Raw genomic sequence first — 20,016 nt, 5'->3', positions numbered from 1 at the left:
TTCACGCTTTCAAATTATGCGATGGGGCTTGCCCATGCGTATCGGGGATGCCGCCGGGGGGCGGGGGGTTCGCGCTCATCTGGCTCCAGCTGCCATGCGCCAGCGGCAGCATGACGGTGACGCAGAGCCCGCCCGTCGGCCGGTTCGCCAACGCCACCGACCCGCCGCTGGCGGCGATGGCGCGGCGCGCGATGCCAAGGCCGAGCCCAAAGCCGGCGCCGCTTTGGTTTGTGCCCTGCACAAAGGGATCAAGAAGCCGCGTCGCCTCGCCCTCGGCAATGCCAGGCCCCTCGTCCTCGATGGTGATCATACAGCGTTCCACGCCGTCATGCGCCAGCGCCAGCCGGACGGCCGCCCCCTGGGGTGAGAAGCGCAGGGCGTTACGAAGGATGTTCTCGAACGCGCGGTGGACCAGCTGGCCGCTGCCGACGACCACCCAGTCGTCATCGGCGCCGTCGATCGGCAGGTCGACGCGCAGGCTTACGCCCTGCGCCTCGGCTTCGAAGCGCGCATTGACGGCGACGAGTTGGAGCACCTCGAGCAGATCAAAATAATCATCGCTCGAACCGGCATCGCTCTCGAGCCGGGCGAGCGTCAGCAACTCGCCGACCAGCGCGTCGAGATTGCCCGCCTCGCGATCGATCCGGTCGAGCGAGGCCTCGAGCCGGGCGGGGTCGCGGCGCAACAGATCGGCCGCCAGCCGCATCCGCGCCAGCGGCGACCGCAGCTCGTGCGAAACGTCGTGGAGCAGTCGGTCGCGCGCGGCGACCAGTTCCTGGAGCCGTTCGGCCATGGCGTCGAAATCGCGGGCGAGATCGGCGACCTCATCCTTGCGCCGCCCCATGGTCGGGCCGAGCCGCACGCTCAGATCACCCTGCGCCAGTCGGCCGAAGCCCAGTTGCAGGCGATGGATCGGCGAGGCGAGATAGGCGGCCAGCATGGCGCTGAACGCAAGACCGGCCATCGCGATGGCAATCAGCTCGTCGGGCGGGATGACGGTGGACACCCAGTCCTCCCCGGCATGGGACAGCGACGGCGTGGCATAGCGCAGGCAGTAGCCGACCGCCCTGCGTGCGATCGCCCGGGAGGCCGCCGGCCGCGCGCAGGGATCTTGTGCCAGAGCCGCAAGCGTCAGGCGGCTGCGCTGCTCTGCGGGCCAGTTGGCGATCTGCTGCGCCAGGCCAGTCGGGCCGCCACGCTCCAGTGCCGTCGCCGCCGTCTCAACCAACATCGTGCCGGTGGCATAGGGTGGGTCCCAGTCCGGGCGGGAGGGGGCAGGCTGGAGCGACCAATAGAACCACAGGCCCGTCGCCAGCACCAGATAGGCTATCCAGAAGCCCAGCCATATCTTCCAGAACAGGCGTCGCTTCACGGCGTTACCCTGAGGCGATAGCCGACGCCGCGGATCGTCTCGATCTCCACCGCATCCGCGCTCGCCTGGCGCAGCTTCTGGCGCAAATTGCTGACATGAACGTCGATGCTGCGGTCATAACGCTGCCGCTGGCGCCGCAGCGCTGCCAGGGACAGATCGTCCTTGGTCGAGACGATATCGCCCGCGCTCATCAGCGCTTCCAGCAGACTGAATTCCGTCGCGGTGAGTTCGATCGCGTCGCCGTCCCAGCGCGCGTCGCGTCGCGCAGGATGGAGCGTCAACCGCTCGATCGACAATGGACCGGTCGCCCTGGCGCCGCCGGTCCGCCGGAGCACCGCACGCAGCCGCGCCAGCAGTTCGCGCGGATTATAGGGCTTGCCGATATAGTCGTCGGCGCCGAGTTCGAGGCCGATCACCCGATCGACATCGTCGCCCCGCGCCGTGAGCATCAGCAACGGCACCTTGCTGCTCTGGCGGATGCGGCCCAGCACCTCGATTCCGTTCATGCGCGGCAGCATGATATCGAGGATGACGGCCTCGAACCGGCCGGTCAGCGCCTGTCGCACGCCGTCCTCGCCATTGCCGGCAACCGTGAGGGCAAAGCCCTCTTCGGCCAGATATTCTCGCAGCATGGCGCTCAGCTCGGCATCGTCGTCGATCAGCAGCAGGTTGGTCACGTCTCGTCCTTTGTTGCCAAGGATGCTGGGACGTCGGGCGCGCGATGTCAGCCCTTCTTTACGCAATCTTTTCGCTTCGCTTGCGATGGTCTTACCCTCGGGCTCGTCGGCGCTTGGCATAAGGCCCGGCATGTCGAAACGCCGTGTCCTTCTCTTCGTCGGCCTCCCCGTCATGCTTGCCTTCGCCGCGCTCGCCTGGTGGCTGGCGATGCGCCCGTCGCCCATGGAAGGGCTTACGACCGCCGAGGTGACCCTGGGCGACATCGAACAGAATGTGCTGGCGACGGGCAAGCTGCGCCCGAAGGAACTGGTGAGCGTCGGCGCCCAGGTCTCGGGTCAGGTCAAGAAGCTGTACGTGCGGCTTGGCCAGCGCGTCCGCGCCGGGGATCCGATTGCGGACATCGATGCCGCCCCGCAACGACTGGCGCTGCGCAATACCGAGGCGGCGGTCGGATCGCTGATCGCCCAGAAGGCATCCCGGCAGGGTGCGCTGGTGCAGGCGGAGTTCGCCTATCGCCGCCAGGAGACCATGCTGGCGGCCGAGGCGACCGCGCGCGCCGACTATGAGGCCGCCCGGGCGTCGCTCACCGCCCTGCGCGGCGAACTCCGCTCGCTCGATGCCCAGATCGTCCAGGCCCGCACCCAGGTCGAGACCGCGCGCCTGAACCTCGGCTTCACCCGCATCGTGGCGCCGATGGACGGCACCATCGTCTCCATCGTCACGAAGCAGGGGCAGACGGTGAATTCGTTCCAGTCGGCGCCGACCATCGTCATGCTCGCCCGGCTCGACGTGATGACCGTGCGGACGGAGATTTCGGAAGCCGATGTGCAGAAGGTCAAGGTGGGCCAGACGGTGCGGTTCACGACGCTGGGCGCACCCGATCGCCGCTATCATGCCCGGATCGACCGGATCGAGCCGGCGCCGGAATCGATCGCGACCGAAGGCACGACCAGCGCGACAGCCGCGAGCGGGACCGCGGCCGCCGCCACGGCCATCTACTACAATGCCCTGTTCGACGTGCCCAATCCCGAAGGCCGACTGCGCCCGTCGATGACCGCGCAGGTCTCCGTCCTGCTTGCCGGTGTCCGTCGCGCGGTGCTGGTCCCGTTGGCCGCGCTGGGCGAGCGGGGCACCGATGGCCGCTACCAAGTCCGCGTCGTCGACGCCAAGGGTGGGATCGAAACGCGCCAGGTCCGCACCGGCATCGCCAATGACAGCAATGCCGTCGTGCTCTCCGGCCTCAAGCCCAGGGAGAAGGTCGTCATCGCGCAGGAAAGCCGCGAGCCTTCGGCCGATGGCGGCCTGGGCATCGGGTTCTGATGACCACGCCCCCGATCATCGAAACCATGGGTCTGCGCCGGGAATTCCCGGCGGGCGAGGGCACCATCACCGTCCTGAAGGACGTCGACCTGGTGATCGATGCCGGGGAAATGGTGGCGATCGTCGGCGCGTCGGGATCGGGCAAGTCGACCCTGATGAACATCCTGGGCTGCCTCGATCGCCCCACCGCCGGAACCTATCGCGTGCAGGGTCGCGATACCGGCACGCTGACCCCCGACGAGCTTGCCGCGCTGCGCCGCGAGCATTTCGGCTTCATCTTCCAACGCTATCACCTGCTCTCGGACCTGTCCGCCGTCGGCAATGTCGAGGTGCCGTCGGTCTATGCCGGCTATGAACCCGGCGCACGACGCGCGCGGGCGACCGCCTTGCTGACCCGCCTCGGCCTGGGCGAGCGCACCCGCCATCTGCCCAGCCAGTTGTCCGGCGGCCAGCAGCAGCGCGTCTCGATCGCCCGCGCGCTGATGAACGGCGGCGCGATCATCCTTGCGGACGAACCCACCGGCGCGCTCGACAAGGCGAGCGGCGAGGAAGTGATACGCATCCTCAAGAAACTGAACCAGGAGGGGCATACCATCATCCTCGTGACGCACGACATGGCGGTCGCCGCCCATGCCGATCGCGTCATCGAACTCAGCGACGGCGCGATCGTCGCCGACCGCCACACGCGCGACCCCGTCCAGCGGCAAGCCCTCGCCCCGGCGGCGCAATCCTCGGCGGGGCGGTGGCGGGCAGCCGCCAGCCGGTTCAGCGAGGCGTTCCGCATGGCGCTTCTGGCCATGGCCGCGCACCGGGTGCGCACCTTCCTGACGATGCTGGGCATAATCATAGGCATCGCCTCGGTCGTGTCGGTCGTGGCGCTGGGCAATGGCGCGCAATCGAAGGTGATGGCGCAGATCAGCGATCTCGGCACGAACACCATCGAAATCTTCCCCGGCAAGGATTTCGGCGACCTGCGTGCCGCCTCGATCCAGACGCTGAGCGAAAGCGACGCCCGTGTTCTGGGCAGCCAGAGCTATGTCGACAGCGTGTCGCCCAACATCTCCACCAGCGTTACCGCGCGGCGCAGGAACATCGCCGCCACCGCGCAGATCAACGGCGTCGGCGCCGGCTATTTTCGCGTTCGCGGCTTCAAGGTGACCCAGGGCACGGTCTTCAAGCAGGCGGACGTGACGCATGCCGCACAGGTGGCGGTGATCGACAGCAAAGCGCGCACGACCCTGTTCCCGCACGGCGCCGATCCGATCGGCGCGACGGTGCTGCTCGGCCAGGTGCCGATGCGCGTGATCGGCGTGCTGCGCCCGTCACAGGCCGGCGGCGGCGGATCGAGCGCCAATGTCTACATCCCCTATAGCACGGCCGCGGCGCGGATGACGGGGCGGACGAAGCTGGAGAGCATCACCGTGCGCATTGTCGACCAGGTGACGAGCAACGCCGCCCAGCAGGCCGTGACGACCCTGCTCACCCGGCGGCACGGTACCAAGGACTTCTTCATCTTCAACTCCGATCAGATCCGCAAGGCGATTACCCAGACCAGCAAGACGATGACCGTCCTCATCTCGTCGATCGCCGTCATCGCGCTGGTCGTCGGCGGGATCGGCGTGATGAACATCATGCTCGTCTCGGTGACCGAGCGGACCCGGGAGATCGGGGTGCGCATGGCCGTCGGCGCGCGACAGAGCGACATCCTTCAGCAATTCCTGATCGAAGCGGTGCTGGTCTGCCTGATCGGCGGCGCGGCGGGCATATTGCTCGCCCTGCTGCTCGGCCTCCTCGTCAGCCTTAGCGGCAGCGGCTTCGCAATGGTGTTCTCGCCCTCGTCGATCCTCCTCGCCTTCGCCTGCTCCACGGCGATCGGCATCCTGTTCGGCTTCCTTCCCGCGCGTAACGCGGCCCGGCTCGATCCTGTCGAGGCCCTGGCACGAGATTGATGATGAAACCCGTTCTCACCCTGATCGTCATCGGCACGCTTCTGGCCGGCTGCGCCACCCGCACCCCCTATGTCCGTCCCGCCGCTCCCCTGCCCGGCGCATTCCTCCACCAGTCCCCGGCCCCACAGCAAAGCCCGCGCACCGACACATGGTGGCAGAGCTTCGGCGACCCGGCGCTGGATGCGCTGGTCGAGCTTGCGGTCGCGCGCAATCCGGACCTCGCCGCGGCCGCGATACGGGTACGGCGCGCCCAGCTTGAAGCGCGGCTCGCCGGAAATGCGCTGACACCGATCCCGAGCGGCTCGCTCAGCATCGGCCTGTCCCGCCCCCTCTCCGGCGGTGCGCGCCGGACAAGCGAAATCGCCGCCGGTTCGGCGCGCCTCGCCTGGGAAGCCGATCTGTTCGGTCGCCTCGGCGCGCGCCGGGACGCGGCGCGGCTGGAGGCGGAAGCGACCGCCGAGGATCGCGACGGCGTGTTCCTGACGCTGGTCGGCACGACCGCGTCGCTCTACTGGCAGATCGCGCTGGCGAACGAGCGGATCGCGCTGGGCGAGCAGAGCCTTGCCTATGCCCGCCGGACACAAGCGCTGGTGGAAGCTCGGTTCCGGGCCGGAGCGGTTTCGACGCTCGAGCGCCGAGAGGTCGAGCAAAGCGTCGCTGCACAGGAAGCCGCACTGACCGAGGTTCGCCAGGCCCGCGTCCGCGCCCGCGAGGCGTTGATGGTGCTGCTCGACGGCCTGCCCGCGCCCGCCGCTGAACCGCAGGCCCTGAAGATGGTGCCGCTGCCGGTCGTCGCGGCTGGCCTGCCGGCCGATCTGCTCGGGCGCCGCCCCGACCTGCGCGCCGCCGAATTGCGCCTCAGAAGAGTGCTTGCAAGCGCCGATGCGACCAGGGCCGGCTTCTATCCGGCGCTTACCCTGACCGGCAGCCTGGGGACATCCAGCAGCGGCCTGCTCAACCTGATGGCCAATCCCGTTGCGACCCTGGGCGCGGGCCTCACGCTGCCGTTCCTCAACCTGCGCGGCATGCGCTTCGAGACGCAGATTGCCCGCACACGCTACGAGGAAGCGGTAATCCTGTTCCGCAAGTCGCTGTACACCGCCCTGGCGGAGGTGGAAACCACGCTCTCCGCCCGGAGCGAACTGGCGACCCAGGGTCTCGCCCTGCGTCGCGCCCGTGACGCTGCGGTGGACGCCCAGCGCCTGTACGAAGTCCGCTACCGCGCGGGGGCCGTGGCGCTTCGCGTCTGGCTCGATGCGCAGGAACGCCAGCGCATTGCCGAACTCGCCCTATCCGCCAATCAGTTCATCCGGCTCCAGAACCAGCTCACGCTATATCAGGCGCTGGGTGGCGGCTTCGGGAATTAAGCCATTGGCAATGTCCGGCAAGACGTGGCAGCATGATGGTCGACCGACGGCGGGCGTCTACCGACCATCTCCCGTCTCCGTCTTGCCCCGGGCATCCGGTTTGGCCGACATCCATAGCATCAGCCCGCCAGGCCGGGTCAAAATCAGCGCAATCTTCGATCTGCGTGCGGGTATGGCTTGGCCCATATGGGGCATTTCATGCCTGTGCCCGGGTCGGGGCAAATCTGTCCGCGCGCCTGTATCATCCCGGTGGTGGGTCCGCCGGGGCTCGAACCCGGGACCTCTCGATTAAAAGTCGCTTGCTCTACCGACTGAGCTACGGACCCTCCATCGGGGTGGAAGCGACCTAGGGGCGCGGACGCCTGCGGTCAACACCATGTCGCATATGGCGCACAAACCGGCCGTCGCGCGGGTCGCGCCAGTCCGCCGCGATCGTCGCCAGCGGATGCAGCACGAAATCGCGCGCGGCATAGGCCAGATGCGGCACGGCCAGCCCCGGCGAGTGCCACTTGCCCCCCGACCACAATATGATGTCCAGATCGATCACCCGCGCCCCCCAGCGCTGCCCCCGCCGCCGCCCGAAATCGCGCTCGATGGTTTTCAGTATGCCAAGCATGGCGGGCGGGTCCAGCGGGCTCTCGACCAGCGCGGCGGCATTGGCGAAGGCGCGGATCGAGGGGCCGATGGGCGCCGTGGTCAGGATCGGCGACACGGCATAGACACCCGGCAACGCCGCCAGCGCCGCGCGAATCTCGTCACGCGGGCTGCCATGCCGCCCCGGACGGTTGGAACCCAGCGCAATGGCATAGCTTGTCGTCATCATGTCCTGCGACTACCCGAGCGTGATGCCTGACGCATCCTTTCCCGTGATCCCGGCGCCCCTGGCCCCGATCCAGCCACCGCGCGACTGCCCCCTCTGCCCCCGCCTGGTCGAGGTTCGCCAGACGGTCGCCACCGAATATCCCGGCTGGTGGAACGCCCCCGTGCCGCCATTCGGCGATGACGAGGCCTGGCTGGCGGTCGTCGGCCTTGCCCCCGGCAAGCATGGTGCGCACCGCACCGGCCGCCCCTTTACCGGCGATGGCGCAGGGCCGCTGCTCTATGGCACCCTCGCCAAATTCGGGCTGGCCGAAGGCGCGTTCGCCGCCAAGGTCGATGACGGCCTGACGCTGAAAGGCGCGGTGATCCTGAACGCGGTCAAATGCCTGCCGCCCGAGAACAAGCCGACGCCGGACGAGATCCGTACCTGTCGGACCTTTCTGGAACAGGAATTGGCCGCACTGCCCCGGCTGTCGGTGGTCATCGCACTGGGCGAGATCGCGCACCGTTCGGTCATCAAGGCGCTGGGCGGGCGCCTCCCCAAGGCGCGATTCGCGCATCTGGCCGAACATCGCCTGCCCGGCGGCGGCCCGGTGATCCTCGATAGCTATCACTGCTCGCGCTACAACCAGAATACTGGCCGCCTGACACCCGAGATGTTCGAGGCCGTGTTCGCGCGGGCGATGGAATTGCGGGGCTAAACCATTCCTCCCCTTGCAGGGGAGGAATTTGAGTTCAGATATCCTGGACCAGCCGCCCGTACAGCTCAGGCCGCCGGTCGCGGAAGAAACCGAAGGCGGCGCGGTGGCGCTTCACCCGGTCGATGTCGAGCGTGGCGACGATCACGCCCTCTTGCTCGCGGTCCAGTTCGGCCAGGATGTCGCCGCGCTCGTCGCAGATGAAGCTGGTGCCGTAGAAGGTCTGGCCATGTTCGCACCCGACGCGGTTGGCGGCGACGATCGGCACGACGTTGGACACGGCATGGCCGACCATCGCGCGACGCCACAACCGCGCGGTGTCGAGGCTGTCGTCATGTGGCTCGCTGCCGATCGCGGTCGGGTAGAACAGGATCTCCGCCCCCATCAGCATCATCGCGCGCGCCGTCTCGGGATACCATTGGTCCCAGCAGATGCCGACGCCCAGCTTGGTCGCGGGGCCGTCCCACACCTTGAACCCGGTATTGCCGGGGCGGAAATAGAATTTCTCCTCATAGCCCGGACCGTCCGGGATATGGCTCTTGCGATAGACGCCCGCGACCTGGCCGTCCGGATTGATCATCGCCAGCGAGTTGTAGTGATGCGGCCCGTCCGCCTCGAAGAAGCTGGTCGGGATATGGACCTTCAGCTCAGCCGCCAGCTCCTGCATCGCGCGCACCGCCTGGTGCTCGGCGGTCGGCTTGGCGTTGGTGAACAGCCCCTCGTCCTCGACGCGGCAGAAATATTCGCCTTCGAACAGCTCGGGCGGCAGGATCACCTGCGCACCTTGCGAGGCCGCCTCGCGAACGAGGCGCGACACCTCGGCGATGTTGCGGTCGATATCGGCGGTAAAGGCCAGTTGCAGCGCGGCGACGGTGATCTGGGTCATGGCCCTGCCCTTTAATGGCTCCGCACGCGGGCGTCACCCCGCTTCCGCATCCAGCTTCCTGCGCAAGGCATCGAGAAACGGCCCCGGCTCGTCCAGCCGCAACGCCACCGCCCGCACCGGATCACGCCGCCACCGCGAGCGCGGCGGCAAGGGTTCGGACAGGCGGATCAGCATATTGGGCCAGGCCAGCAGCGCGATGTTCCAGCTATCGGGCGCGCGCACCGTCTCGCCATCGGGATTGGCCGTCACCGCCGCGATCGCCGCATAGGGAATGGTCCGGTCGACCAACAGCCCGGCGCGCAGCCTTACCCCCGTTTCGGTGAGCAGGACCGGCGACAGGCGCAGCGACCTGATAAGGCCGATCAGGTAGAGCAGCGACACATCGCTGATGACGAACATCACCAGCGCTGCGGTCCGGCTCCAATGCGCGACCAGCAGATGGGTGACGGTGATCTCGATGCAGGAAATGACCAGCAGCGCGATCATCATCGGCTGCAGATGGCGATGATAGGCAAAACCCTGCGCCCCCGCCGGTATCTCCGGCGCCGCGCCCCAGCGGAACAACGCCAGATGCAGCAGCCGAACCTCCGCCCGCGCCAGTCGCACCAGCGGCCGGGGCAGGATTTCCTCCAGCAGTGCGGACCAGCGATCCGGCTCGGTTCGGTTCCACGCACGAAGCCGCACCGCCACCCGCCAAAGGCCCCATCCGCCATGCAGAGCGATCGCGGCGGCCGGGACGATCATCGCCCAGGGCATGGCGAACAGCGCCGCCCGGATCGGCGGCGGCGACAGGCTGAACACCGCCATGCCCGCGGACGCCATCGCGGCGATTCCCGCCCGCCAGCCCGGCCGTCGCGTTCGGCTCAACAACCCCAGCATCATCGCGTCCGAGGCGATCCAGAGGAACAGCAGCGCCGCGCCGCGGGGATAAGCCTGCGCTATCGGCAAACGGAGCAAGGCCGCCGCACCGACGATGGCCAGGACAGGCGCAATCGCGGGGAGAATCGGACGAGCGAACCCGTTGGCGGATCGGACGGCGGTCATGGCGACTCCCCTGTTCGGTGACGCCGCGATGCTAGACCCTGCCGCCCCGCGCGTCACGCGGTCATGCGGGATGCCGGGTCGGGATCGGCCAGGATGTAGCGCAGGACGATGGGATAGAAGCTGTTGATCTTCAGATCGCACAGCGCCATCAGCCGCTGGTTGAGCGCACGCGTCACCCCGACATATTCGTTCCACCGTTCCTCGATGGTGCGGGCGGTCCAGGTGCCGATATGTTTGGAATAGGTCAGGCGCAGTTCGCGCGTCTCGACCATGATCGCCTCGCATCCGGGGATGGTGGCCAACAGCCGCCGTTCGCGCAGCGGGGTCAGCAGCAGTTCGTCCTCGGTCTTCAGATGCTTGGTGATGGCCTGCGCGATCCGCGTGCGGGCCAGGCCCACCCTCGGCGCGGCCTCGGCATAGCGCAGCTCGAACAGGGCCATGAGGTCGCCGACGGCGCGCATGATGTCCTCATGTTGGGCACGGAGCAGATTGATCGTGGCTTGCAACGCGTGGGCTCCGATCCCGGACAGGTGATCGTTCCGTATAGCGCTGTTCCCTTTATGGCTGGTAAAGGACAAGAATGGCTGAAAAATTCTGCGCGCCGACCGGGCAGCGCAGACGGGGAAACGAGTGCCGATCGCGTCATTGCCGGGTACATCGCGTCCCCGCCCCCTTGGACTTCAGAGCATGATGACATGGGATCGAACCGAGCCTAGCCCCTCCCCTTCAGGGGAGGGGTTGGGGTGGGGCATCACCACAGGCCCCGCTTTTGCGGAAACGCCCCACCCCCTGCCCCTCCCCTGAAGGGGAGGGGTGGATCACGCTGATGCCATCATGCCTTAACGCTCAGGCGCACCCTGCACGCCGTGCAGCCTGAGCGAAGTCGAAGGCCAAGGGATTCCCGGGCGACCTGGCCTATCGGTGAAGCAGCCCTAGCGGGCCGAACAGCGCCCCCACCGCGGCCAGACCGGTGATAATCGCCTCATCCCGCCACACGCGCCGGATGTGACCCATGATCGAACCAGGGCGAGTCAGCGCGGACGAATGGCGATCACCACGCCCTTCGCCTCGATCGCCCAACCCCAACTGTCGCTTGCGGAGGGCAGATAGCGGGAGGCCGCTATCCGAGTGGGTATCGCGACCTGGCCTTCGCACTTCGCCTCCCGACCCCGGAGGAAAAGAGCCCGCGCCCTGGGATGACGGCACGGGCTCGTTCGGCGATTATGCCGGAATCTGCTGCGAAATACAGTGGAAGCTGCCGCCGCCGGTCAGGATGGCATCGGCGCGCAGGCCCACGACCTGGCGGTCGGGAAAGATCGCCTGGATCGCGGCGACCCCGGCATCGTCATTCTCGCTGCCGTAAAGCGGCACCACGACCGACGCATTGCCGATATAGAAGTTCATATAGCTGGCGGGCACGATCTCGTCGTCGCGCAGCACGCGGCCCGGCGACGGGATGCCGACCACCTCCAGACCGGCGGCCAGCGCGTCGCGCTTGGCGGCGGCATAGACCTGCCAGTTGGGGTCGTTCTCGGCAGCTTCGGGAATGGCGACGCGGTTGGGGCCGACGAAGCGCGCCAGATTGTCGACATGGCCATCGGTATGGTCGTTGAGCAAGCCATTGCCCAGCCACACGATCCGGGTCAGCCCCAGGTCGCTGGCCAGTCGGTCGGCGATCTCGCTTTCGGTCAGGTCGGGATTGCGGTTGGGGTTGAGCAGGCACTGACGCGTCGTCACGACCAGCCCGGTGCCGTCCCCATCGATCGCGCCGCCCTCCAGCACCCATTCGCAGCGGGTGGCGGAGAGTCCACGATCCTCGGCCAGCCGCGCGCCGACCGTGTCGTCGCCGGGCAGGTCGTATTTGCCGCCCCAGCCGTTGAACTGGAAGAGCCGTGCCGAACCGTCACCGGTGATGATCGGGCCGGTATCGCGCAGCCAGATGTCGCCGAAGGGCTGGACGACCACGTCCGCCATGTCGCCCGCCATCGCGCGCGCGGCATCCGCCGCTTCTCCATCGGCGGCGACCAGGATCACCCGCTCGCCCCGACCATCGGCATGGACGGCGCGGGCAAAGGCCAGCACCTCCTCGCGCGCAGGGTCGAGATCCTCTTCCCACAGCTCCGGATGGCTGGGAAAGCCGATCCATACGGCATCATGCGTGGCCCATTCGGGCGGCGGAGGCGTGGTCACGGTTGGCGTGGTCACTGGACGTTCTTCCTGCTTTGATCGCGAATGGTGCGAAATTCGGCGGTGGGATACCAGTTGGGCCACAGGCCCGGCCGGTCGGCGAGCGTCCTGCCCAATTGGTAATAGACCGTCAAATCCTCGACCGCGCCCGACCAATCCCAGCGGGGATCATATTCGTCGGCGGGCTTGTGATAGCGGTTGGCCACATAGTCCTCCGCTGCGGCCTTGCCCGCCGCGACCCCGCCCGTCACCTTGTCCTGCCCCGAGCCGCCGTCGAGCATCGGCACGCCCAGCTTGGCGAAGGAAAAATGGTCGGAGCGGTAATAGCCGCCACGTTCGGGATTGGCCTCCTCGCCGATATAGCGCCCCTGCGCGGTGACCAGCTTCGCGGCGATATCCTCGATCTCGGACTTGCCCTTGCCGACCAGCACGAAGTCCTTCGACCGGCCGGTGACGTTCAGCCCGTCCATGTTCACGCCGCCCACGGTGCGGGCGAGCGGGAAGACGGGATGCTGCGCATAATAGCCCGAGCCGAGCAGCCCGCTTTCCTCCGCCGTCACCGCCAGGAAGGCGATGGAGCGCTTGGCCGGCCCCGCCTTCGCTTGCGCCTCGGCCAGCGCCACCAGCCCCGCCACGCCGGTCGCATTGTCGAGCGCGCCGTTGCAGATATCGTCACCGTCCACCGCGTCGCAGCGGCCCAGATGGTCCCAATGCGCCGAATAGAGGACGTAATCGCCCGGCGCGGTGGTGCCCGGCAGGACGCCGATGACATTCTTCGACGCCTGACGCCGGATCGTGTTGGTAAAGCCGCCCGACAGGGTCAGGCCAAGCGGCACCGCCTTGAACCCCTTTTGCTGCGCTGCCTTGGTCAGCGTGGACAAGTCCTTGCCCGCCGCCTTCAGGATATTCTTCGCCACCGCCTCCTGAATCCAGCCGATGACCTGGCTCTGGTCCTGATGGTCGCCCGGCTCGTCCAGTTCCAGCTGCGGCCCGGTCCAGGAGGATTGCACCACCGCCCAGGGATAGGCGGCGGGTTCGGTCTGGTGGACGATCAACGCGGCGGCAGCACCGTGCCTGGCGGCATTCTCGAACTTATAGGGCCAGCGACCATACCAGGTCATCGCACGGCCCTCGAACGGTCCTTCGCGCCCCATGGTCTGCCAGTCGGCATCGTTGATCAGGATCACCACCGTCTTGCCGCGCACATCGACCCCGGCATAATCGTCCCAGCCCTTTTCGGGCGCGGTGATGCCATAGCCGACAAATACCAGCTCGCTGTCCTTCACATCGATGCGCGGCGTCACGCGGTACGTGCCGACGACCATGTCGGTGCGATAGGCGAGCGGAATAGCTGCGCCCTTGCCCGTGACGGTGAAGGGCTGGACGTCGGTGGCGGTGATCTCGACCATCGGCACATCTTGGGTCCACCGGCCCTTGTTGCCGGGCTTCAGCCCCGCCTTCTGAAAGCGCTCGATGATGTACGCGACCGTCTTGTCCTCCGCCGGGGTGGTCGGCGCGCGGCCTTCATATTCGCCGGAGGACAGGGTCTGGGTAACCGTCTTCAGCGTGTCGACCGAGATGGCGGGCTTGTCCTGAGCCATGGCGGTGCCGGACAGGAGGAGGGACAACAGGACCAGACGACGCATGACGATTTCCCCTTATGTTTTGGGGGTGTTGTGCCAAGCGGAGGCTGGCGGGGCAAGCTTGCCCGGCGCCGCCCCGTTCGCCAGACTGCGATCATGAAAACGCCGTCACCCTTCGCCATACTGGTCCTGTCCGGCTTTATCGGCCTGCTGACGGGCAAGTTCGGTCTATGGTTTCCGTTGGGCATGGCGACGGCGATCATCGTGGCGATCGTGCAGAACAAGCGGGCCGGATAGGATCTCGCCATCCCCCCTCTGCGCCCACCAGCAGCGGAACGAAAAACAGGCTGCCGCGCCGGATGCATCCTGCAACCGTCGCGACGACAAATGGTTGTGCGACGTTGTGGCCGATGAAAATGTCACGCCGCACAAAAGGAGGGAAGCATGAAGTGGATTGTCGCCATGACCGCCGTGATGGTCATCGGAACGGGCGCACCCGCCATCGCGCAGGAATCGCCCAATCTATCCCCCGCCTATATCAACTGCATGAACCGCGCGGGCGGCAACATCGTGCAGACCGGCGTCTGCACGCAACGCGAGGCGGCGGTGCAGGATGACCGCCTGAACAAGGCCTATCAGCAGGTCATGCGCCAACTCGCGTCGCGTCCCGCGGTCAAGACCGCCCTGCGCGACCAGCAGCGCCGCTGGATCCGGGAACGGGATTATAGCTGCAAGATCAATGGCGACACGATCGACACCGGCTGCATCGTCACCAAGACGGCGCTGCGCGCGGATCAGCTGGAGCGACAGGTCCGCTTCTGATCGCGGCCTTGGCGCTGCATGGCTCTGGGCGGCTGTCCGTCAGTCGCCCAGGGAATAGACCGCCTCGAACCTGCCGTCCTTCAGCCCGCCGATCACCCATGTCGAGGGTTTGCCGCTGGCAAAACTCACCGTGTATTTCTCGTAACGCTGACCGTTCGCGTCCTGCGCCTTGTCGAGCTTGACAGACTGGATCGCACCCGCCGCCTTGATCGCAGGGGCCATCTGCGGAAGCTGTTCGCGACAGGCCTTGAGCAGCCCCTCACCCATCAACGCCTCGGAACAGGTGCCGCCCGCAACGGCGGTCAGCATGGTGCGCAGCTGGCTGGCATATTGCCCCTGCTCGGCCGTCTGGCCGGTGGCGGCGGTCGTCATCGTCAGTGCCGCAACGGCGATCAGACCCAGGCGCATTGATATCCTCCCCCTTTAAACAGGCAGAGTATGCGCGTGCCCGTGACGCCCGGCAAGCGAGACACAAACAAAAAGGGCGGCCCCGAAGGACCGCCCTTTCCGTAATTCGGTAAGACCCGAAAACTCAGCGCGAATAGAATTCGACGACCAGGTTCGGTTCCATCTTCACCGGATAGGGCACCTCGTCCAGGGTCGGGATGCGGGTCAGCGCGACCTTGGTGTTGCCGTCGGCGGTGACGTAGTCGGGCACTTCACGCTCGGCGAGCTGCTGTGCTTCCATGACCAGCGCCATTTCGGTCGCCTTCGAGCCCAGCGAGATCTCGTCGCCGACGAAGCAGCGGCGCGACGCGATGTTGCACTTCACGCCGTTGACGCGGATGTGGCCATGGCTGACCAGCTGGCGCGCGGCGAAGATCGTCGGCGCGAACTTGGCGCGGTACACGATCATGTCCAGGCGCTGCTCGAGCAGGCCGATCAGGTTCTGCGAGGTATCGCCCTTCATGCGGGCGGCTTCCTGGTAGCAGGCCTTGAACTGCTTCTCGGTCACGTCGCCATAATAGCCCTTCAGCTTCTGCTTGGCGCGCAGCTGCAGACCGAAGTCCGACATCTTGCCCTTGCGGCGCTGACCGTGCTGGCCGGGGCCATATTCACGCTTGTTGACGGGGCTCTTGGGGCGGCCCCAGATGTTCTCGCCCATACGGCGATCGAGCTTGTACTTCGCGCTCTGACGCTTCGACATGTGTAATCCTTGGCAATTACGAACGACGTTGGTCCCGGTATCGCACCATGCCAGCCTTTATGGGGACAAGCGCAGGCCCACCGCTTCACCGGGATGCGGGGGCAATTGCGAAGCGGCGCGCCTAAACGACAGGCGCGCCGGAGTCAAGCGAAGCGCTCGATCAGCGTCCGCTGGCGGTGTTCAGCCGCCCGGTGGCGTTTTCCACATCGTTGCGCGCATTGGCCGCGATCTCGTCCCATTCCGCCTGGGTCTTGCAGATCCGCTTGGACGACAGGCGCGAGCCGGTGGTTTCCTGAACCCGGCAGATCTTCTTTTCCTTCACCGGCGCGGGCGCGGGTTCGGCCTGTTGCCCGGTCAGGGCCAGCAGCAGCAACGTGGTCAGCATCGTCCTATCTCCCAATTGGAACGCGGGTGCCATGCTATCCTGTGCGCGACCCGATCGGCAAGCCGGACTGGACAGCGGGAACGCCGCCCGGCAGAGCCATGATCCATGACCCAGATTCTCGCCGGCCCCGATTGCACCACCATGGCGGAGGTCCGCGCGGGCGTGGACCAGCTCGACCGCGAACTGGTCGCGCTGCTCGCGCGCCGCTTCGCCTATATGGACGCCGCCGCCCGGATCAAACCGACCCGCGACCGCGTGCGCGACGAGGACCGCAAGACCCAGGTCATCGACCAGGCCCGCGCCGAAGCCCGCCGCCTGGGCGTACCCGAAGCGGTCGTGGCCGATATCTGGGAAGTGCTGGTCGAGGGCTCGATCGCCTATGAGATGGCGACGTTCGACCGGACGCGGGGGTAAGTTTCCTTCCCTCTAGCCTGTTCCAACGCCCGTTCAGGCTGAGCGAAGTCGAAGCCCACGCCCCATCCCCCGCCACGGGGGCCATTTGGCGGAGTTCATCCTGTGGGCTTCGACTTCGCTCAGCCTGAACGGGGGGCGGGGATTGGTAGGGCGTTACCGCTGACGCGGCCGCGCCAGCGTCGACAATACGCCGCGCAGCGTCCGCACTTCCTGGCTGGACCAGCCGGGCTTGGTCAGCAAGGTGCGCAGAGTCCGCTTGCTCGCAGGGGTCCGGTCGGGCGGGAAGAAGAACCCGGCATTCTCCAGCATATCCTCCAGCTGGCCGATCATGCCGTCCAGTTCACCCTGCGGTGCGACCTCGGGCAGCTCGACCTCTGGCGGCTGGGCCAGTTCGATACCCTTGGACCATTCATAGGCGATCAGGATCACCGCCTGGGCCAGGTTCAGGCTGCCGAATTCGGGGTTGATCGGCACGGTGACGATCTTGCGCGCGATGGCCACATCGTCGGTCTCCAGCCCCGACCGTTCCGGCCCGAACAGGAAGGCGGCGCGGCCCACGGTATCGGCATGGATTTCGCGCGCCGCCTCTTCCGGGGTGACGACCGGCTTGGTGACGCCGCGCTTGCGCACCGTGGTCGCATAGACCTGCGCACAGTCGGCGACCGCATCGGACACGCTTTCAAAAACCTTGGCCTGTTCCAGCACGATGTCGGCGCCCGACGCCGCCGGTCCGGCCTGTGGATTCGGCCAGCCGTCGCGCGGGGTGACGAGGCGCATCTCGACCAGCCCGAAATTCAACATGGCGCGCGCGGCCTTGCCGATATTCTCGCCGAGCTGCGGGCGGACCAGGACGATGACGGGGGGCTGGGACTTGTTCACGTTCACTCTCTCGTTCGCCCTGAGCGAAGTCGAAGGGCACGTTCCGCGCGCGGTATTGCGGCTTCTTTGAGCGCCGTCCAGTCGGTTGCGATCAGCGCGGTCTTCTTGGCGCGGGACCAGCCTTTGATCTGGCGTTCGGCGGTGAGGGCTTCGTGGCGGGACGGGAAGTCCTGGGACCAGGCCAGTTCGACTGGGCGGCGGGCTTCCGTGTAGCAGGGGATTTCGCCCGACTGGTGCTGGGCGATGCGGTGTTCGAGGCTGTCGGTGTGGCCGGTGTAATAGCTGCCGTCGGAGCAGCGGAGGATGTAGCAGTAGAAGGCCATTCGGTCAGGCTATCGCCTTTGGGATATGGAGCAAAGGATTCCCTTGGGCTTCGACTTCGCTCAGCCTGAACGGAGGTGGGGGGAACAGGGCCTTATACAAAGAGCCTCATACAAACATCCGTTCAGGCTGAGCGAAGTCGAAGCCCACGCCCCGCCCTCACCAAATCACTCCCCCTTCGGAGCCACCTCTTCCACCGTCCCGGCAAAAGCCTCGAAATCCCGGGCCTCGCCGAACTCGCGATAGACGCTCGCAAACCGGATATAGGCCACCGAATCCAAGCCCTTCAGCCCTTCCATCACCATCTCGCCGATGCGCTTGGACGACACCTCGCCCTCGCCGCTGGTTTCCAATTGCCGCTGGATGCCGGACACCAGCTTTTCCACCCGCACCGGGTCGATCGGACGTTTGCGCGTGGCGATGGCGATGGACCGCAGCAGCTTCTCGCGGTCGAACGGTTCGCGCCGGTCCTCGCTCTTCAACACGAACAGCTCGCGCAACTGGATCCGCTCGAACGTGGTGAAGCGCGCGCCACAGCCTTCGCATTGGCGGCGGCGGCGGATGGCCGCCCCATCTTCGGTGGGGCGGCTGTCCTTTACCTGACTGTCTTCATGGCCACAAAAGGGGCAGCGCATTCAGATCTTCTTCTTCGCCTTGAAATAGGCGTAGCCGGCACCTGCCGCCGCGCCGAAGATCGGGCCGACGAACGGCACCGGGATCGCGACGACGGCACCGAGCGCGCCCCACTTCGCCATGCTCTTGCCCAGGCCAGGGGTCGACTTGATGTCGTTCTGCACCTCGGAAATCTTCTCGTCGAACTTGGCCATGCGTTTACGTCCTTATCCCTGGTAGATCGGAAAGCGTGCGCAAAGCTCACGCACACGGGCACGAACGTTCGCCTCGACCTCTGGGTCCCCATGTTCGCCCTTGGCCTTCAGGCCATCGAGCACATCGGCGACCATATGGCCGATCTGCTCGAACTCGGCCGGACCGAAGCCGCGCGTGGTGCCGGCGGGCGAGCCGACGCGGATGCCGCTGGTCTTCATCGGCGGCAGCGGATCGTTGGGGATGCCGTTCTTGTTGCAGGTGATGCCCGCGCGCTCCAGCGCCTCGTCGGCGTCGCGGCCGGTGATGCCCAGCGGGGTCAGGTCGACCAGCGCCAGATGCGTGTCGGTGCCGCCCGCGACCAGGTTCGCGCCGCGCGCCTTCAGCGTCGCCGCCAGCACGCGGGCATTCTCGACCACCGCCGCGATATAGGTCTTGAACTCCGGCTGCAGCGCCTCGCCGAACGCGACCGCCTTGGCGGCGATGACGTGCATCAACGGACCGCCTTGGAGGCCGGGGAAGACCGCCGAGTTGATCTTCTTCGCGATCGCTTCGTCATTGGTCATGATCATGCCGCCGCGCGGACCACGAAGGGTCTTGTGCGTGGTAGTGGTCACGACATGCGCATGGCCGAACGGGGTCGGATGCAGGCCGCCCGCCACGATGCCAGCGAAGTGCGCCATGTCGACCATGAAATAGGCGCCGACCTCGTCCGCGATCGCGCGGAACCTGGCGAAGTCGATGACGCGCGGATAGGCCGAGCCGCCCGCGATAATGATCTTGGGCTGGCACTCGCGCGCGATCCGGGCGACCTCGTCATAGTCGATCAGGTGCGTCTCGGGATCGACGCCATACTGAACGGCGTTGAACCACTTGCCCGACAGCGCCGCCTTCGCACCGTGGGTCAGGTGGCCACCGGCGTCGAGCGACAGGCCCATGATCGTGTCGCCGGGCTTGGCCAGCGCCAGCATCACCGCGCCGTTCGCCTGCGCGCCCGAATGCGGCTGGACGTTGACGAAGTCGCAGCCGAAGATCTGCTTGGCGCGGTCGATCGCCAGCTGCTCGACCTCGTCCGACGGCGCGCAACCCTGATAATAGCGCTTGCCCGGATAACCCTCGGCATATTTGTTGGTGAAGACCGAGCCTTGCGCTTCCATCACCGCCTTGGAGACGATGTTCTCGGAGGCGATCAGCTCGATCTGGGTCTGCTCGCGTTCCAGCTCGTGGGCGACACCGGCGAAGACGGCGGGGTCGGCATCGGCGAGCGTACGGGTGAAGAAACCGGCGGGCTGGACGTCGTTAAGCGTGCTCATGAGGGTA

23 protein-coding genes and 1 tRNA gene are annotated in these 20,016 nt (G+C 66.8%); 7 read left to right on the top strand and 17 right to left on the bottom strand.

Annotated elements, in window-relative coordinates; translation table 11 throughout:
* Nucleotide 1: 1 nt before the first annotated feature.
* Both BSZ14_RS02170 and BSZ14_RS02165 read right to left on the bottom strand, forming a co-directional pair.
* Nucleotides 2-1,372, bottom strand: a complete 1,371-nt coding sequence (locus BSZ14_RS02170) for a HAMP domain-containing sensor histidine kinase (protein ID WP_076709598.1) — start codon at nucleotides 1,370-1,372, stop codon at nucleotides 2-4.
* On the bottom strand, nucleotides 1,369-2,049 hold the full coding sequence (locus BSZ14_RS02165) for a response regulator transcription factor (RefSeq protein ID WP_076709597.1): 681 nt from the start codon (nucleotides 2,047-2,049) through the stop codon (nucleotides 1,369-1,371). The genes BSZ14_RS02170 and BSZ14_RS02165 overlap by 4 nt, the downstream gene beginning before the upstream one ends.
* A 130-nt stretch (nucleotides 2,050-2,179) precedes the next feature.
* Between BSZ14_RS02165 and BSZ14_RS02160 the strand changes: the two genes are divergently transcribed.
* The 3 genes from BSZ14_RS02160 to BSZ14_RS02150 are packed head-to-tail and all read left to right on the top strand — an operon-like array spanning nucleotide 2,180 to nucleotide 6,686.
* A complete protein-coding gene (locus BSZ14_RS02160; protein ID WP_076709596.1) occupies nucleotides 2,180-3,370 on the top strand; it encodes an efflux RND transporter periplasmic adaptor subunit in 1,191 nt (396 codons plus the stop codon).
* The gene (locus tag BSZ14_RS02155; protein ID WP_076709595.1) at nucleotides 3,370-5,319 is read left to right on the top strand and encodes a MacB family efflux pump subunit; all 1,950 of its coding nucleotides are present in this window, start codon (nucleotides 3,370-3,372) and stop codon (nucleotides 5,317-5,319) included. The genes BSZ14_RS02160 and BSZ14_RS02155 overlap by 1 nt, the downstream gene beginning before the upstream one ends.
* Nucleotides 5,320-5,321: 2 nt before the next feature.
* Nucleotides 5,322-6,686: an efflux transporter outer membrane subunit gene (locus BSZ14_RS02150; protein ID WP_076709644.1), complete on the top strand. Its 1,365-nt coding sequence runs from the start codon at nucleotides 5,322-5,324 to the stop codon at nucleotides 6,684-6,686.
* A 250-nt stretch (nucleotides 6,687-6,936) separates the two neighbouring features.
* Here the strand turns inward: BSZ14_RS02150 and BSZ14_RS02145 are convergent.
* Together BSZ14_RS02145 and folK are read right to left on the bottom strand one after the other, a co-directional pair.
* Nucleotides 6,937-7,012, bottom strand: a tRNA-Lys gene (locus BSZ14_RS02145).
* 20 nt (nucleotides 7,013-7,032) lie between these two features.
* Complete coding sequence (gene folK, locus BSZ14_RS02140) at nucleotides 7,033-7,509, bottom strand: 2-amino-4-hydroxy-6-hydroxymethyldihydropteridine diphosphokinase (protein WP_076709594.1); 477 nt, start codon at nucleotides 7,507-7,509, stop codon at nucleotides 7,033-7,035.
* 22 nt (nucleotides 7,510-7,531) lie between these two features.
* On the opposite strand from folK, the gene BSZ14_RS02135 reads away from it, so the two are divergent.
* On the top strand, nucleotides 7,532-8,206 hold the full coding sequence (locus BSZ14_RS02135) for a uracil-DNA glycosylase (protein ID WP_076709593.1): 675 nt from the start codon (nucleotides 7,532-7,534) through the stop codon (nucleotides 8,204-8,206).
* 34 nt (nucleotides 8,207-8,240) lie between these two features.
* On the opposite strand, the gene aguB is transcribed toward BSZ14_RS02135, so the two are convergent.
* From aguB to BSZ14_RS02110, 5 genes are all read right to left on the bottom strand, one after another.
* The gene (gene aguB, locus BSZ14_RS02130; protein WP_076709592.1) at nucleotides 8,241-9,089 is read right to left on the bottom strand and encodes an N-carbamoylputrescine amidase; all 849 of its coding nucleotides are present in this window, start codon (nucleotides 9,087-9,089) and stop codon (nucleotides 8,241-8,243) included.
* A gap of 33 nt (nucleotides 9,090-9,122) precedes the next feature.
* Nucleotides 9,123-10,133 (bottom strand): hypothetical protein, encoded by a 1,011-nt coding sequence (locus BSZ14_RS02125; RefSeq protein WP_042490480.1) that lies wholly within the window; start codon nucleotides 10,131-10,133, stop codon nucleotides 9,123-9,125.
* Nucleotides 10,134-10,186: 53 nt separating this feature from the next.
* Complete coding sequence (locus tag BSZ14_RS02120; RefSeq protein WP_076709591.1) at nucleotides 10,187-10,639, bottom strand: hypothetical protein; 453 nt, start codon at nucleotides 10,637-10,639, stop codon at nucleotides 10,187-10,189.
* Nucleotides 10,640-11,354: 715 nt separating this feature from the next.
* Complete coding sequence (locus BSZ14_RS02115) at nucleotides 11,355-12,323, bottom strand: agmatine deiminase family protein (protein ID WP_076709643.1); 969 nt, start codon at nucleotides 12,321-12,323, stop codon at nucleotides 11,355-11,357.
* A gap of 11 nt (nucleotides 12,324-12,334) precedes the next feature.
* Entirely contained in the window at nucleotides 12,335-13,966 is a 1,632-nt protein-coding gene (locus BSZ14_RS02110) for a M28 family peptidase (RefSeq protein ID WP_076709590.1), read from the bottom strand.
* Nucleotides 13,967-14,059: 93 nt separating this feature from the next.
* Here BSZ14_RS02110 and BSZ14_RS19825 point away from each other — a divergent pair, with 93 nt between their 5' ends.
* Together BSZ14_RS19825 and BSZ14_RS02105 are read left to right on the top strand one after the other, a co-directional pair.
* Nucleotides 14,060-14,200, top strand: a complete 141-nt coding sequence (locus BSZ14_RS19825; protein ID WP_042490483.1) for a hypothetical protein — start codon at nucleotides 14,060-14,062, stop codon at nucleotides 14,198-14,200.
* Between the two features lie 147 nt (nucleotides 14,201-14,347).
* Complete coding sequence (locus BSZ14_RS02105) at nucleotides 14,348-14,725, top strand: lysozyme inhibitor LprI family protein (RefSeq protein ID WP_052811592.1); 378 nt, start codon at nucleotides 14,348-14,350, stop codon at nucleotides 14,723-14,725.
* A gap of 39 nt (nucleotides 14,726-14,764) precedes the next feature.
* Here BSZ14_RS02105 and BSZ14_RS02100 read toward each other — a convergent pair whose 3' ends face one another.
* From BSZ14_RS02100 to BSZ14_RS02090, 3 genes are all read right to left on the bottom strand, one after another.
* Nucleotides 14,765-15,133, bottom strand: coding sequence for a hypothetical protein (locus tag BSZ14_RS02100; RefSeq protein WP_076709589.1), 369 nt, complete (start codon nucleotides 15,131-15,133; stop codon nucleotides 14,765-14,767).
* 124 nt (nucleotides 15,134-15,257) lie between these two features.
* Nucleotides 15,258-15,872, bottom strand: coding sequence for a 30S ribosomal protein S4 (gene rpsD / locus BSZ14_RS02095; RefSeq protein ID WP_042490485.1), 615 nt, complete (start codon nucleotides 15,870-15,872; stop codon nucleotides 15,258-15,260).
* A gap of 160 nt (nucleotides 15,873-16,032) precedes the next feature.
* Nucleotides 16,033-16,257, bottom strand: coding sequence for a hypothetical protein (locus BSZ14_RS02090; protein WP_042490487.1), 225 nt, complete (start codon nucleotides 16,255-16,257; stop codon nucleotides 16,033-16,035).
* A gap of 105 nt (nucleotides 16,258-16,362) precedes the next feature.
* Between BSZ14_RS02090 and BSZ14_RS02085 the strand changes: the two genes are divergently transcribed.
* The gene (locus BSZ14_RS02085) at nucleotides 16,363-16,671 is read left to right on the top strand and encodes a chorismate mutase (RefSeq protein ID WP_076709588.1); all 309 of its coding nucleotides are present in this window, start codon (nucleotides 16,363-16,365) and stop codon (nucleotides 16,669-16,671) included.
* 153 nt (nucleotides 16,672-16,824) lie between these two features.
* On the opposite strand, the gene BSZ14_RS02080 is transcribed toward BSZ14_RS02085, so the two are convergent.
* The 5 genes from BSZ14_RS02080 to glyA form a co-directional block, all read right to left on the bottom strand.
* Nucleotides 16,825-17,550 carry an RNA methyltransferase gene (locus BSZ14_RS02080; RefSeq protein ID WP_241823607.1) on the bottom strand — a complete coding sequence of 242 codons (726 nt, stop codon included), beginning with the start codon at nucleotides 17,548-17,550 and terminating at the stop codon, nucleotides 16,825-16,827.
* A 2-nt stretch (nucleotides 17,551-17,552) separates the two neighbouring features.
* Nucleotides 17,553-17,873 carry a GIY-YIG nuclease family protein gene (locus tag BSZ14_RS02075; protein WP_076709586.1) on the bottom strand — a complete coding sequence of 107 codons (321 nt, stop codon included), beginning with the start codon at nucleotides 17,871-17,873 and terminating at the stop codon, nucleotides 17,553-17,555.
* Between the two features lie 165 nt (nucleotides 17,874-18,038).
* A complete protein-coding gene (gene nrdR, locus BSZ14_RS02070; protein WP_076709585.1) occupies nucleotides 18,039-18,506 on the bottom strand; it encodes a transcriptional regulator NrdR in 468 nt (155 codons plus the stop codon).
* Complete coding sequence (locus tag BSZ14_RS02065) at nucleotides 18,507-18,698, bottom strand: hypothetical protein (RefSeq protein WP_042490494.1); 192 nt, start codon at nucleotides 18,696-18,698, stop codon at nucleotides 18,507-18,509.
* 12 nt (nucleotides 18,699-18,710) lie between these two features.
* A complete protein-coding gene (gene glyA / locus BSZ14_RS02060) occupies nucleotides 18,711-20,009 on the bottom strand; it encodes a serine hydroxymethyltransferase (RefSeq protein WP_042490495.1) in 1,299 nt (432 codons plus the stop codon).
* Nucleotides 20,010-20,016 lie beyond the last annotated feature (7 nt).

Source organism: Sphingomonas sp. Sph1(2015) (assembly GCF_001970915.1).
Lineage (GTDB): Bacteria > Pseudomonadota > Alphaproteobacteria > Sphingomonadales > Sphingomonadaceae > Sphingomonas > Sphingomonas parapaucimobilis.
Note: the sequence above shows the minus strand (reverse complement) of the source record. Positions and strands in the feature narration are given on the sequence as shown.